The organism is Ectopseudomonas toyotomiensis (genome assembly GCF_900115695.1).
GTDB lineage: Bacteria > Pseudomonadota > Gammaproteobacteria > Pseudomonadales > Pseudomonadaceae > Aquipseudomonas > Aquipseudomonas toyotomiensis.
This window is the reverse complement of the sequence record NZ_FOXK01000004.1, coordinates 23,479-36,329: the sequence shown is the minus strand read 5'-3', so window position 1 is coordinate 36,329 and position 12,851 is coordinate 23,479. Positions and strand designations below refer to the sequence as shown.

Below are 12,851 nucleotides of genomic sequence, written 5' to 3'. Positions count from 1 at the left end.
CCTATCCAGACGTCGCCGGCCAGGACGATTCGCCCAGCCTTAGAAGCGTGGGGACAATTGAGGAGCTCGCATGACAAGACAAAACGCCTACACCCGGGAAGATCTGCTCGCCTGCAGCCGCGGCGAACTGTTCGGCCCGGGGAACGCGCAACTGCCCGCCCCAAACATGCTGATGATCGATCGCATCGCTCACATCAGCGAAACCGGCGGCAAGTACGGCAAGGGCGAAATCGTCGCTGAGCTCGATATCAATCCGGACCTGTGGTTCTTCGGCTGCCACTTCGAGGGCGACCCGGTCATGCCGGGCTGCCTCGGTCTCGACGCCATGTGGCAACTGGTCGGCTTCTACCTCGGCTGGCAAGGCAACCCGGGCCGCGGCCGTGCACTGGGTAGCGGCGAAGTGAAATTCTTCGGTCAGGTACTGCCGACCGCCAAGAAGGTCACCTACAACATTCACATCAAGCGCACCATCAGCCGCTCGCTGATCCTCGGCATCGCCGATGGCACCGTAGCCGTCGACGGTCGCGAAATCTATAGCGCCGAAGGCCTGCGCGTCGGCCTGTTCACCTCCACCGACAGTTTCTGAAGGACTTGCACATGCGTCGTGTAGTGATCACCGGTCTGGGCATCGTTTCCTGCCTGGGCAATGACAAAGAAGCCGTTGCCGGCAGCCTTCGCGCGGGCAAATCAGGCATCCGTTTCAACCCCTCCTATGCCGAAATGGGTCTGCGTAGTCATGTCTCCGGTTCGGTCAACCTGAATCTGGAAGAACTGATCGACCGCAAACTGCTGCGCTTCATGGGCGACGCTGCGGCCTACGCCTATCTGTCGATGGAACAGGCGATCAAGGACTCTGGCCTCAGCGAAGAGCAGATTTCCAACCCGCGTACCGGCCTGATTGCCGGTTCCGGTGGTGCTTCCACCGTCAACCAGATGGAAGCCATCGATACCCTGCGCGAAAAAGGCGTCAAGCGCATCGGCCCATACCGCGTGACCCGCACCATGGGCAGCACCGTATCGGCGTGCCTGGCGACTCCGTTCAAGATCAAGGGCGTCAACTTCTCCATCTCCTCGGCCTGCGCCACCAGCGCGCATTGCATCGGCCAGGCCATGGAGCAGATCCAGCTGGGCAAACAGGACGTGGTCTTCGCCGGTGGCGGCGAAGAAGAGCACTGGAGCCAGAGCTGCCTGTTCGACGCGATGGGTGCCCTCTCCACCCAGTACAACGAAACCCCGGAAAAGGCCTCGCGCGCCTACGACGCCAAGCGTGACGGCTTCGTCATCGCCGGTGGTGGCGGGATGGTCGTGGTCGAAGAGCTGGAACACGCTCTGGCCCGCGGCGCCAAGATCTACGCGGAAATCGTCGGTTACGGTGCCACCAGCGACGGCTACGACATGGTCGCTCCGAGCGGCGAAGGCGCGATCCGCTGCATGCAGCAGGCGCTGGCTACTGTCGACACCCCCATCGATTACCTCAACACCCACGGCACCTCGACTCCGGTTGGCGACGTTGCGGAAATCAAAGGCGTGCGTGCCGTATTCGGCGACAAGGCACCGGCCATCAGCTCGACCAAGAGCCTGTCCGGCCACAGCCTGGGCGCTGCGGGCGTGCAGGAAGCGATCTACTGCATGCTGATGATGGAAGGCAACTTCATCGCCGCGTCGGCCAACATCGACGAGCTCGACCCGGAAGTGGCCGACATGCCGATCCAGCTCACCACTGTCGAGAACGCCAAGCTCGACACCGTGATGAGCAACAGCTTCGGCTTCGGTGGCACCAACGCCACCCTGGTGCTCAAGCGCTGGGCCGGCAAGTAACAGCTGCCGCGGTAAAGAAAACGGCGCCTTCGGGCGCCGTTTTCGTTCGTGCTGCTTTACTCCCCCTCCCGCTGGCGGGAAGGAGAATGAGCCGTGCCTCAGACCTTGAAACGCGCTACCAGGTTGTTCAGGTCGATCGCCAGACGGGACAGCTCCTGACTCGCTGCACTGGTCTGGTTGGCACCCGCCGAACTCTGCAGCGATAGATCGCGAATATTGACTAGGTTGCGATCCACTTCCCTCGCCACCTGAGCCTGCTCTTCCGACGCGCTGGCAATCACCAGGTTGCGTTCGTTGATCGAGGAAATCGCCTGAGTGATCAACTCCAGCGCCGTGCCCGCAGCCTGGGCCACCTCGAGGGTGGAGCGGGCGCGACTGTTGCTGCTCTGCATCGAACCGACCGCCTGATCGGTGCCGCTTTGAATGGCACCGATCATCTGCTCGATCTCCTGGGTGGATTGCTGAGTGCGATGCGCCAGCGCACGCACCTCGTCAGCCACTACAGCGAAGCCTCGTCCCGCATCACCGGCCCGCGCCGCCTCGATGGCAGCGTTGAGCGCCAACAGGTTGGTCTGCTCGGCGATGGAGCGGATCACGTCGAGCACCTTGCTGATCTCACGGACCCGCTCGGCCAACTTCTCGACCTCACCCGCGGTGCCATTTACATCATTGGCCAGCTGACTGATCGAGTTCACGGTCTGGCGCACCTGCTCGCGCCCCTGCTGCGCCGTAGCATTGGATTCGCGCGATGCCTCGGAGGTGCTCACAGCATTGCGCGCGACCTCTTCGACCGCGGCTGTCATCTCGTTGACTGCCGTAGCGGCCTGTTCGATCTCGGTATTCTGCTGATGCAGGCCGCGAGTCGAATCCTCGGTCACCGCGTGCAATTCTTCGGAGGCAGACGCCAGTTGATTGGACGAGTCGGCGATGCTCTGAATGGTGTTACGCAGGCTCTGTTGCATGCTTTTCAACGCTGCCAACAAGCGCGCCGGTTCATCGCTACCTTCAGCATGAATGGCCTGGGTCAGGTCACCAGATGCCACCACCTCCGCCACCCGCACGGCTTCGCTAAGCGGCGCGACGATACTGCGAGTCAACAGCATCGCCAGTACGACGGTAACCAGAGTCGCCAGAACCATCATCGCGATGACCCAGATACGTGAAGACTCGGCCACCTCCTTGGCCGACTCGCCCGCTGCCAGTGCGCTCACACGATTCAGCTCAGTGAGTTTGACGAGGCCCTGCATCATCGCATCGGCGTGTTGATTGAGCACACCGCCAGCTATCTCGATGGCCGCATCGAAATTGCCCTGCCGAACCGACTCCATTATTCGACTCTGCTCCTGCAAGTAAGCCGCCTCGGAGCGCTTGAACTCATCGTATATGCTGCGCTCCTCAGAGCTGGAAATCAGCTGCTCATAAGCCCCCTGATTCTTAGCAAGGGATGCACGCAACTCCTCAGCCAGACGCAGATTGGCCTGCATCTCGGCCGAATCTCGATTAAGCATCGAACGCAGGGTAATGGCACGCAAACGCAAGACATCCTTGGACACATCGCCAATGGCCAAAACGCTTGGTAACCAGTTCTCGTTGATCTCGTCGGACTGTGCACGCATTTCGCCCATCTGCGTCAATGAAAATATTCCAAGCAACACCACCAGCAGAGCGACCAGCCCAAACCCTAGAGCTGCCCGGGGGGCGATAGAAAAATTACGCAGCGACATTTTTGCAACTCCCATTGCGCGCTTAAATCGAGACATCCTTTGCCGTACCTGGCAAAGGACCTTAAGAGATTGCGCTAATCCCTTCTTTCTTATCGACGCCATTCAGGCGCTCTTGAAAAAGAAAGAGAAATTTCTAACGCCTCAGTTGTCGTGACCGGCACCTGGTCGACGTGCTAGCGCCGCTGCTGAGCGCGCCGCTCTTATCCCGTCATTTCCGAAAATCATAGCCACGCTAAGGACTCTCGCCAGGATGAACGCCCATAGATCCGAGCGTGCTCTACGACTCAGCTTGGAAACAGACAGGGTATGGACAGGCGCGACCAACAACGAAGTGCAGCCGTACAACGGATATGTGCCGAGATGCGTGTGCCGCTGCTCAAGCAGGGCATGCTGCAGTACCTGGTGATGACCTTGGCACATCTGCACTCAGGTGAATGAGGGTACGGCTGGGGTCAGCTCGTTAACGCCCGGCGAGACAATAGCCAGGCCACCGCCCTGCTCAAGAGGGCGAATAACCAGCGACATGGCTGTGACGCCCGGCTAACCGAGCGCACCATGAGAATTGAATCAGCTTCCTGGCGCTACGCCCGACGCTTACTGGCGTTTCCTACGCCAGGCGTAGCTGCATGCGCTGACCGATCCAGGGGGTGGACCAACCAACCGCAAATCCGAATATGCGGTCCTGATAGGCTGGAGCATGCGCGGCGAAAATGGTCATCCTGCTGATTGATCAGCGCACCATGAAGCGCTGTTCAGCCAGCTTGCGATCCCCCTGATAGACGATGAAATGCCACTCACCGGGCACCACTTCGTGGTGTTCGGTGAATTCGAAGGCCATCACGTCCTGCGGGGCGCCGACTACCAGCTTCTGCTGAACTTCGAACTTGTCATGACGCTGACCATCCGGGGTGACCACACCCGGGGTGAGATACAGCAGCGTCAGCGGCGTATCCCCCTCGCGCTTGCCGGCCAGGCTGTAGCGCATGCCGAACTTGGTACCGAGCTTGGCGGGAATCTGCTCGGTGCGTTCGATTTCCTGGTTGCTGCGAGTCAGTACCCGCTCGCCGGGCTGGTAGTCCTGATACTGGCTGCTGAAGATGCCGTATTCCACAGGCCCTTCGACACGGACGTCAGCCTGGCTCAGACCTGCCCAGGCGAATAGACCGGCCATCATGGCCACTCGGGTGTAATGCATGGTGCGCTCCTCGTTGAGATGAACGCGAGCCTATGACACCCGAGTGACAGCCTGATGACAAATACGCTAGCGGTCCAGCTCGGCCTGCACCTTGCGCGGTAACACGGAAAGGAAGTTGTCGCGCGCCACCTTGTGCGCGACGTCCTCTGGCAGGGCATCGAGAAACGGGTCGAAGCCCTTCATGTACTCGCCCAGGTTGCCGAAACGGCCGACCACATCCGAGCCCAGCATGAAGCGCTCCGGATAACTGCTGACCAAGTGCACCCACTTCGCATCAGGCGTACCGTTCTCGTCGAGCAGATAGGGACGCAGCATGGTCCAGGACAGGTCGATATAGAGGTTCGGGTACTCACCGAGCATGCGTTCGACCGTCTCCAGGAGGAAGTCGAGCTTCTCCTGATGACGATGAATCTCGGCACTGGTGCCAGCATGCGCCCAGATGAAACGCACATGCGGATGGTTGCGCAGCGGCGCCTCGATTTCCTGCAGATAGATCGGCTCACGCTCACGCTTGGAGGTGATGTTCGAATGCAGCATCACCGGCAGGTCGTACTCGGCGGCCAGATGAAAAACCCGCGCCAGCGCTTCGTTGTTGGCACGCGGCGCACTGCCATGAATCAGCGCGGTGAGATCGTCATGTCGGGTGAAGACCTCGCCGATGCCCTGCCACAGGCCAGGGTCTAGCTCGAGCATACGGCGGATATGCGCGTCGGCGTTCTTGTCGTTGGGATTGAAGCCGGAAAGAAACGGATGGAAGCGCTTGCGCTGCTCGGCGGGCAGACGCTTGTAGGCGGCCGCGATGAACACGTCGGTAGCGCTGTACCAATAGGCATTGGCGTCATCACCGGCGTAATAACGCGGACGCTTGGGCTCGTCCTCATCCCACTTCTTGGCCACCGGAATACCCGAGAACATCACATGATCGACATTGTTTTCCGCCATCTTCTCCAGTAGTTCGTCCATGCCGGCGCTTTCCTGAAAGAAGTCGACGTAGTGCAGGTGGGCGTCGCTGTAGCGGTATTCGCGGGCCTGGGCGCTGCAGACGATAGCGGCACTGAGCGCGAGTATCCATGGCATCGTTCGAGATGTGAGCAAGGCGAGTCCTCCTGACGGTACGAGCAGCATAGACCGCCGAGCGGCCCGGCAAGTTCGGAGATCACCCAGCGCCATTCCCATCAGCGCCCTCAAAAGGAGCAGGCAACCAGGGGCCGCACCAAGCCGGAACATTAATAGCTGGCTAACGGCCTGAAATGGCCATGGGTACGTCACCCGATGATGGCACCTGGCTTGCAGTGACTCAGACAGACCAGACAGGGGAATCATCATGTTGCAGTTGCTGCGCAAGCCAGACCGCAAGGCCCAGGACGAGGCCGCATTGGACGCTCTGTTCCAACAGCACGACCTCACCATTCGCCTCCCGGAACACTATCAATGGATGACACGCCTTAACGACTTCAGCGCAGGTCTCCAGCAACGCATTCGCGCCAGCCTCGGCGCCGCCGTCGGTATCGCCGCGCATGCGCCACAACTGGCGCGCATCGCCGCTGCCAACCAACAAAGCGGGCAGACGCTGGCACAGTCATCGGAGTTGATCGCCAGCGCCAGCGAGCAGGTCACCACCACACTGGACGCCGAACTGGTGCCCGGTGCCGGCGAAGTCGCGCGCTTGTCCGCCGAGGTTTCCGCCACCCTCAACCAGTGCCAGCAAAGCGGCCAGGCGGTACTACGGCAGGTCGAAGTGATCGACGCCAGCGAGGCGCAACTGGCTCAGGTGATCCAGCAACTGGCCGGACAGCTCGATGAAGTGAGCAAGGTCATCGGCGTGATCGCCAGCATCTCCCAGCAGACCAATCTGCTCGCCCTGAACGCCGCCATCGAGGCCGCACGCGCGGGTGAACATGGTCGGGGCTTCGCCGTGGTCGCCGAGGAAGTGAGGCGTTTGGCTGGCCATACCACCGATGCCACCGGCCAGGTCAGTGGCATCATCGAGCGTTTCCGCGAAGGCATGCAGCAGCTCGGCAGTGCCGGCCAGCACATGAACCAGGCGGTGGCCGACGGCCGCGCAGGCATTCTCGCCGTCAGCGGCGGACTGGACAGCACGCGCCAGGCCATGGATCGCCTGGACGCTCAGGTCGGCCAGATCGCCGCCGGCACCGAACAGATCGGCCAGGCGGTGCGCTCGATCAACGGCGATGTGCAAAACATCGCCCAGGTCGCTGGCGAGCTGCTTGGCAAGGCTGGTCAGGTGCTGCATCACAGCAAGGCCGTGCGCGAAGACGGTGATCGCCTGCTCGCCGGGCTAGGCGACTTCCGCCTGGAAATTCACGCAGCCGTGCGCGCCAGCGTCGAACAACTGGCCAAACGCCCCGAGCTGGCCAGCGACGTGACAGCGGCCGAACGACTGCTTGCCGATACGCTGACGCGCGACAGCCGTTTCGAGCTGTTCTACCTGGTAGACAGCCGCGGCGTGCAGATTTCCGAGAACATCTTCGCCGCCGATGTGGCGCACAGCGAGGATGCCAGCTGTCGCGGCCGCGACTGGAGCCAACGCCCCTGGTTCCGCGCCGTGGCCGAGCGCATGGAGAGTCATATCACCCAGGTCTACCGCTCCTCGGCCACAGACGACTTCTGCTTTACCGTTTCGGTCCCCATTGTCGATGAGCGCGGCCAACTGCTGCGCGTGCTGGGAGCGGACGTGAGACTCTCGGCGCTGGTGTGATCGGTGCCGGCTGGGCTAGGCTGGCCACTGTCGATTCGTCACACCTCAAAGGAAGCGCCATGATCCGCATTCACAACAACAAGGGCCTGCAGCAGCAGATCGAAATCGGCTCGCACCAGCTTATCGGCGACGTCTCGCCCGAGCAGGGCGGGGATGGTGCCGGACCGGAACCGCACGATCTGTTCGACGCGGCCCTCGGCACCTGCAAGGCCATGACCCTGCTGCTCTATGCGCGCCAACGCGGCCTACCGCTGGAAGGCATCGACGTGCACGTCGAGCGTGACGACAGCGAGGAGCGTCAGGGCAACTACCGCCTGATCGTCGACCTGGCGCTCAAGGGGCCACTGGACGAGACACAACGCCAGCAACTGCTGCGCGTGGCGGACAAATGCCCGATCCACAAGCTGATGACCACCACCGACATCCAGGTCGAAACCCGCCTGGCGGGAGCTCCGGCATGAGCGAGTTGCAGCTGATCCGCCCGCGCGCCGAGGACATTTCAGGCCAACCGATTCTGCGTCCCCTGCCCTCGGCACGCTTTCGCAGCATCGGCCCCTTCGTCTTCTTCGATCACATGCTGGAGCATGATTACCCAGCCGGCAAAGGCATTAATATTGCCCAGCATCCGCATATCGGCCTATCCACCCTCACCTACCTGTTCGAAGGACAGCTGCAGCACAAGGACAGCCTGGGTTCGGACCAACTGGTGGGCCCTGGCGATGTCAGCTGGATGACCGCAGGGCGCTCCGTCGCCCATGTCGAACGTACGCCGCCCGAGCAGCTTGGGCAGAACAAGCGAGCCCACGGCCTGCAGGTCTGGCTGGCCTTACCAGAAGCCGAGGAACAGTGCGAACCGGCTTACAGCCATCACCCCGCCGCTTCGCTACCCCGCAGCGAAGCCATGGGCGTGCAGATCACCCTGATCGCCGGCAGTGGTTTCTGCCTCGAATCACCAGTACCGGTTCGCTCACCGACCCTGTATGCCGAGCTGCGCCTGGCCGCCGGTGCCAACCTGCTGATACCCACCGAGCACAGCGAACGAGCCCTGTACCTCATCGATGGTGAAGCGGAGCTGGATGGCGAGCCCCTGCCCCGGCATACCATGGCGGTGATCCCGGCAGGCGAAACGCCCGTGCTCAGCGCCTGCGGTGAATGCCACCTGGCCCTGATCGGCGGTGAGCCCATCGGCCCACGACGGATCAACTGGAACTTCGTCGCCACAACCCCGGAACTGATCGACCAGGCGCGCCAGCGCTGGGCCGCGGGCGACTGGCCGCAAGTACCAGGCGAAACCACACGCATCGAACTGCCGCGCTGAAAAGCGCCATCAACGACAGGCGTGCAAAGGCGCCTGTCGCTCGCAAAGGATTGCCCTCTTGTACTCGTATCGCCCCCTCGCTGGCCTGCTGTTATTGCCCACGTTGGCCCTGGCTGATCTGCCCCGTTTCGAACCTGAGCCCGGGCAGCATGCCCAGGTACAACAGCAAGGCGAAGGCTATTTCCTGCAGCAACCCGACGGCACCCGTCTGGAACTGAGCATCCCCGAAGGCAACGACGCAGAACCGCCGAGCTTCGCCGTCGAGGACTACGATTTCGACGGCCACCCGGATCTGGCAATCCGCGTGCCGGCCGGGATGGTCAACTCCGCCTACCACGTTTACCTCTACCGCCCGACCCTGCGCCGTTTCGAGCATCTGCAAATACCGCCTGCGCTGATGGAACGCGTCAATTGCTCATGGCTGTCGGAGCTGCGGCCCAACAGTGAGGAACGAGCACTCTACAGCCACTGCCGCAGCGGACCACGCTGGTACTACGACGCCTATCGCTTCGCTGAATCCGGCGCCCCCTGGCTGTACAAGACGCTGCAAGTACGTCACGACTACGATCCGCAAGCACCTGTATTTTTCCCGGTGTTCGAGAAGACACTCGATCCTCAGGGCAACATCATCGCCAGCCGTGCGCTCGACGACGATGACCAGCCGTATACCTGGACGGTACCCACCTCACGCCTTCACCTCCACACCCGCCCGGCCGAAGCCAGCCGCGGCAAGGCCTACCTGATCGAAGGGGACGTCTGCGAAGTCCTGGATCAGCAGGGAAACTGGCTGCTGATCCGCTACGTCTCGCGCAAGGGCCCGCTGCAGCGCTGGGTTTCACTCGACGAGGCCTACGCCCAGGCTCAGCCCTGAAGCCTCACCCATTGAATGCATTGCAACGCCTTCGCAGTTTTTTGTTACCTGTGCGTGATCCAGAAGCGCAGTAGCCGGGTATAAGCTGCATGCGGATTTCTCAGGCCAACGGATGACCCATGGCAGATCGCGAGTTCGATTACGAAAGCACCCTGGAAGCCTGCGCACGCGGCGACGAACGTGCCTTCCAGACGCTCTACCGGCAAGAGGCCGGGCAATTGCTCGGCCTGGCCATCAGCATGCTGGGCCGCCGTGATATTGCCGAGGACTGTCTGCACGACGCTTTCGTGCGTATCTGGCAGCACGCCGCGCTCTATAGGCGCGAACTGGGCAGCGGTCGCGCCTGGGTGCATAGCATCCTGCGCTATCGCGTACTCAATGCCCTACGCAGTGGCAACCGGCATGCCGAAGTGGATGATGACTTCATCGAACGTGTGCTCGACGACAGCCCGCAGGCCGAAGCACAGGCGCTGGAGCAATCCGAGCAGCGCCTGCTGCGTCGCTGCCTGCAGCGCCTGGAAAGGCCGCGCCGCCATCCGATCCTGCTGGCGTTCTACCGGGGCCTGACCCACGAGCAGATCGCCAGCCGCCTGAGCACACCGCTGGGCACCATCAAAGGCCGTATCCGCGCCGGTCTGCGCGCGCTGCAGGAGTGTCTGCAAGCATGATTCCGCACGAACCCGAAGAACGCCGTGCCCTGATTGGCGAATACCTGCTCGGCTTGCTCGATGAGCATGAAGCGGCCGAGGTGCGCCAGTTGCTCGAAGAGGATGAGAGTGCCGCTCGTATGGCCCTGGAATGGGAACGACACTTTCTCGAACTGAGCGACCAGCTACCGGCACATGCGCCCTCCCCGGCACTCTGGGCACGTATTCGGCAGAGTCTGGGCCTGCACGTTGAGCCACATCCGAGCCCGCTGGCCAACTGGTGGAACAGCCTGCTGACCTGGCGCCTGACTGCCGCCGCGCTGGCCATGGCGCTGCTGGTCGCCGTGCTGATGCCGCTGCTGCGCACCCCGGATATCGCCGGAGAACGCTATACCGTGGTGCTGCAGCAGCCAGGCGAAGCGGCCAAACCCGGTTGGGTGATCCAGGTCAGCAGCGATGGCACGCTCTCGCTCGATCCGCTGGTCGCCGATCAGGTCCCTGAAGGTCGCGACTTGCAATTCTGGACGCTGATCGATCCAGCCGACGGCCCACGCTCGCTGGGCCTGGTCGAGGCTGGCCAGCCGCTGCGCCTGCCTGCCGAACAGATCGGCGCGGTGCAGCCGGGGCAACTCTTCGAGCTAACACTGGAACCGGCCGGCGGCTCGCCCTACAACCGCCCAAGCGGCCCGGTGCTATATATCGGTCGCGCCGTGCTGGCCAGCGCCAACTGAGTGGGTTGCCGGCCACATGGCCGGCAACCTTTCCACCCCCGATTACCCTGCGGAAAAAATATTTTCCTCCGCCGACATCCAACTCCGTTCCTCGCGGGTATAGCTCACAGGTGTTTCGTCGAGGCACCTGCGAAGCCGGCCAGCCGGCTTCGTCTCGATGCTGAAACCTTTATGAGGAACAACCATGAAACGCATCACTACCCTTTGCACCGCCAGCCTGCTGACCCTGAGCGCAGGTGCCGCCAGCGCCACCGAACTGCTCGCACTGGGCGCCGATGGCAAGCTGTTCAAGGTCGATGTCGCCAGCCTCAAGGTCACCGCCAGCATGGCGGTCAGTGGCGCCAGCGACCTGCGCGGCCTGGATGTGCGTCCGGCCAGCGGTCAGCTCTACGCCCTCAGCGGTACCGATCAGCTCTACACCCTGGACGCCACAAGCGGTAAAGCAACTGCAGGTAGCAAGCTGCAAACTGCGCTGTCCGGCAGCGGCCAGGCGGTGGTCGATTTCAACCCGGTGGCCGACCGCCTGCGCCTGCTCGGCCCGGACGGCACCAGCCTGCGGGTAAACGTCGATACTGGTGAAGTGGCCGTAGACGGCAAGGTCGCCTACGCCACCGACGGCCCCTACGCGGGCAAGCAACCCAAGGTGGTCGCCGGCGCCTACACCAATTCCTATGCCGGTACGCAGAGCACGGCGCTGTACAACTTCGACCTGGCCAGCAGCAGCCTGATGCTGCAGAACCCGCCAAACGATGGCGTGCAGCAACTGGTCGGCAAGGTCGCCGATGGCCTCAAGGCAGCTGCGTTGGATATCGCCAGCGATGGCAAGGGTGGTAATACCGCCTACGTATTGACCGGCAGGACCCTGCACCAGCTGGATCTGGCCAGCGGCAAGCCCACCACCCTGGGCGACGTCGCCGATCTGCCGGACGGCATCATCGACATCGCCGTGCTGCCCGCGAAGTAAGATGCAAAAAGGCTGCGCCCATCGGGCGCAGCCTTTCGTTCAACGCATGCGCAAACCTGACATCACTGCTCGGCGAATACCTCATCGAACAGATCGTTCATCGCCTTGAATGCCCGCGCGGCGACCACCGGATGGTATTCGTTGCGACCCGGCACGTTGGCCTTGGGATTGGTGAACGAGTGCACGGCACCGCCGTAGCTCACCAACTGCCAGTCAGTCTTGGCCGCCTTCATCTCGGCGATGAAACCGTCGACCTGCGCCTGCGGTACAGCAGGATCATCAGCCCCATGCAGCACCAGCACCGGCGCCTTGATGTTCTTGGCATCAGCCGGATTGGGCGTATCCAGATTGCCGTGGAAGGATACGAAGCCTTTCAGCGGCGCCCCTGAACGCGCGAGTTCCAGTACCGTGCCTCCACCAAAGCAGAAGCCGATGGCACCCAGCTTGCTCAGATCCAGTGCCACCTCGCTGCTCTGCGCCTTGAGCACGTCGACCGCTGCCTGGGCGCGCTTGCGCATCAGTGGGCGGTCGGCGCGTACATTGCTGGCCGCGGCGCCTGCCTCCTCAGCGTTGCTGGGACGAATGGCCTTGCCGTACATGTCGGCGACGAACACCACGTATTTGTCGCCTGCCGCTCGGGCGGCCTTGGCCACAGTGTCTTCATTCACCCCCATCCAGTTGGGAACAGCGAGCAGCCCAGGGCGCGGCGTGGTGACCGAATCGTCGTAAACCAGGACGCCTTCGAAGGCTTCGCCATCGATTTCGTACGCAACCGTCTTGGTCACGACCGCCGCATCGGCAAGACCAGCGAATGCGGCGCACAACAGGGGAACCAGTGTCTTCTTCTGCATGGTGAGGCCTGCC

At 62.4% G+C, this 12,851-nt stretch carries 13 protein-coding genes; 9 read left to right on the top strand and 4 right to left on the bottom strand.

Translation table 11 applies throughout. The features are described 5' to 3' along the window. The first annotated feature begins 70 nt into the window (after positions 1-70). Entirely contained in the window at positions 71-586 is a 516-nt protein-coding gene (gene fabA / locus BM186_RS08995; RefSeq protein WP_003240795.1) for a 3-hydroxyacyl-[acyl-carrier-protein] dehydratase FabA, read from the top strand. An 11-nt stretch (positions 587-597) separates the two neighbouring features. Next, a complete protein-coding gene (gene fabB, locus BM186_RS08990; protein WP_072424141.1) occupies positions 598-1,818 on the top strand; it encodes a beta-ketoacyl-ACP synthase I in 1,221 nt (406 codons plus the stop codon). A gap of 98 nt (positions 1,819-1,916) precedes the next feature. On the opposite strand, the gene BM186_RS08985 is transcribed toward fabB, so the two are convergent. From BM186_RS08985 to BM186_RS08975, 3 genes are all read right to left on the bottom strand, one after another. Next, on the bottom strand, positions 1,917-3,542 hold the full coding sequence (locus BM186_RS08985; protein WP_074914794.1) for a methyl-accepting chemotaxis protein: 1,626 nt from the start codon (positions 3,540-3,542) through the stop codon (positions 1,917-1,919). A gap of 730 nt (positions 3,543-4,272) precedes the next feature. Further along, positions 4,273-4,737: a DUF3859 domain-containing protein gene (locus BM186_RS08980; protein ID WP_074914790.1), complete on the bottom strand. Its 465-nt coding sequence runs from the start codon at positions 4,735-4,737 to the stop codon at positions 4,273-4,275. Positions 4,738-4,803: 66 nt separating this feature from the next. Continuing rightward, positions 4,804-5,814 (bottom strand): amidohydrolase family protein, encoded by a 1,011-nt coding sequence (locus BM186_RS08975; protein WP_074914787.1) that lies wholly within the window; start codon positions 5,812-5,814, stop codon positions 4,804-4,806. Between the two features lie 247 nt (positions 5,815-6,061). Here BM186_RS08975 and BM186_RS08970 point away from each other — a divergent pair, with 247 nt between their 5' ends. The 7 genes from BM186_RS08970 to BM186_RS08940 all read left to right on the top strand — a co-directional run bounded on the left by BM186_RS08970 (position 6,062) and on the right by BM186_RS08940 (position 11,987). Continuing rightward, the gene (locus BM186_RS08970; RefSeq protein ID WP_074914785.1) at positions 6,062-7,456 is read left to right on the top strand and encodes a methyl-accepting chemotaxis protein; all 1,395 of its coding nucleotides are present in this window, start codon (positions 6,062-6,064) and stop codon (positions 7,454-7,456) included. Positions 7,457-7,515: 59 nt separating this feature from the next. Continuing rightward, positions 7,516-7,917 (top strand): OsmC family protein, encoded by a 402-nt coding sequence (locus tag BM186_RS08965; protein ID WP_074914783.1) that lies wholly within the window; start codon positions 7,516-7,518, stop codon positions 7,915-7,917. Further along, entirely contained in the window at positions 7,914-8,774 is an 861-nt protein-coding gene (locus tag BM186_RS08960) for a pirin family protein (protein ID WP_072424147.1), read from the top strand. Before BM186_RS08965 ends, BM186_RS08960 begins: the two co-directional genes overlap by 4 nt. Positions 8,775-8,832: 58 nt before the next feature. After that, on the top strand, positions 8,833-9,645 hold the full coding sequence (locus BM186_RS08955; RefSeq protein ID WP_074914781.1) for an FG-GAP repeat protein: 813 nt from the start codon (positions 8,833-8,835) through the stop codon (positions 9,643-9,645). 119 nt (positions 9,646-9,764) lie between these two features. Beyond that, positions 9,765-10,313, top strand: coding sequence for a sigma-70 family RNA polymerase sigma factor (locus tag BM186_RS08950; protein WP_074914779.1), 549 nt, complete (start codon positions 9,765-9,767; stop codon positions 10,311-10,313). Then, the gene (locus tag BM186_RS08945) at positions 10,310-11,023 is read left to right on the top strand and encodes an anti-sigma factor (protein WP_017677159.1); all 714 of its coding nucleotides are present in this window, start codon (positions 10,310-10,312) and stop codon (positions 11,021-11,023) included. Before BM186_RS08950 ends, BM186_RS08945 begins: the two co-directional genes overlap by 4 nt. Positions 11,024-11,207: 184 nt before the next feature. After that, entirely contained in the window at positions 11,208-11,987 is a 780-nt protein-coding gene (locus BM186_RS08940; RefSeq protein ID WP_074914777.1) for a DUF4394 domain-containing protein, read from the top strand. 62 nt (positions 11,988-12,049) lie between these two features. Here the strand turns inward: BM186_RS08940 and BM186_RS08935 are convergent, their stop codons facing one another. After that, the gene (locus tag BM186_RS08935) at positions 12,050-12,838 is read right to left on the bottom strand and encodes a dienelactone hydrolase family protein (RefSeq protein ID WP_074914775.1); all 789 of its coding nucleotides are present in this window, start codon (positions 12,836-12,838) and stop codon (positions 12,050-12,052) included. Positions 12,839-12,851 lie beyond the last annotated feature (13 nt).

What these genes read in the sequence shown, in the direction of transcription:
- fabA (WP_003240795.1), top strand. Translation starts at nt 71, where the DNA reads ATGACAAGACAAAACGCCTACACCCGGGAAGATCTGCTCGCCTGCAGC.
- fabB (WP_072424141.1), top strand. Translation starts at nt 598, where the DNA reads ATGCGTCGTGTAGTGATCACCGGTCTGGGCATCGTTTCCTGCCTGGGC.
- BM186_RS08985 (WP_074914794.1), bottom strand. Translation starts at nt 3,542, where the DNA reads ATGTCGCTGCGTAATTTTTCTATCGCCCCCCGGGCAGCTCTAGGGTTT.
- BM186_RS08980 (WP_074914790.1), bottom strand. Translation starts at nt 4,737, where the DNA reads ATGCATTACACCCGAGTGGCCATGATGGCCGGTCTATTCGCCTGGGCA.
- BM186_RS08975 (WP_074914787.1), bottom strand. Translation starts at nt 5,814, where the DNA reads ATGCCATGGATACTCGCGCTCAGTGCCGCTATCGTCTGCAGCGCCCAG.
- BM186_RS08970 (WP_074914785.1), top strand. Translation starts at nt 6,062, where the DNA reads ATGTTGCAGTTGCTGCGCAAGCCAGACCGCAAGGCCCAGGACGAGGCC.
- BM186_RS08965 (WP_074914783.1), top strand. Translation starts at nt 7,516, where the DNA reads ATGATCCGCATTCACAACAACAAGGGCCTGCAGCAGCAGATCGAAATC.
- BM186_RS08960 (WP_072424147.1), top strand. Translation starts at nt 7,914, where the DNA reads ATGAGCGAGTTGCAGCTGATCCGCCCGCGCGCCGAGGACATTTCAGGC.
- BM186_RS08950 (WP_074914779.1), top strand. Translation starts at nt 9,765, where the DNA reads ATGGCAGATCGCGAGTTCGATTACGAAAGCACCCTGGAAGCCTGCGCA.
- BM186_RS08945 (WP_017677159.1), top strand. Translation starts at nt 10,310, where the DNA reads ATGATTCCGCACGAACCCGAAGAACGCCGTGCCCTGATTGGCGAATAC.
- BM186_RS08940 (WP_074914777.1), top strand. Translation starts at nt 11,208, where the DNA reads ATGAAACGCATCACTACCCTTTGCACCGCCAGCCTGCTGACCCTGAGC.
- BM186_RS08935 (WP_074914775.1), bottom strand. Translation starts at nt 12,838, where the DNA reads ATGCAGAAGAAGACACTGGTTCCCCTGTTGTGCGCCGCATTCGCTGGT.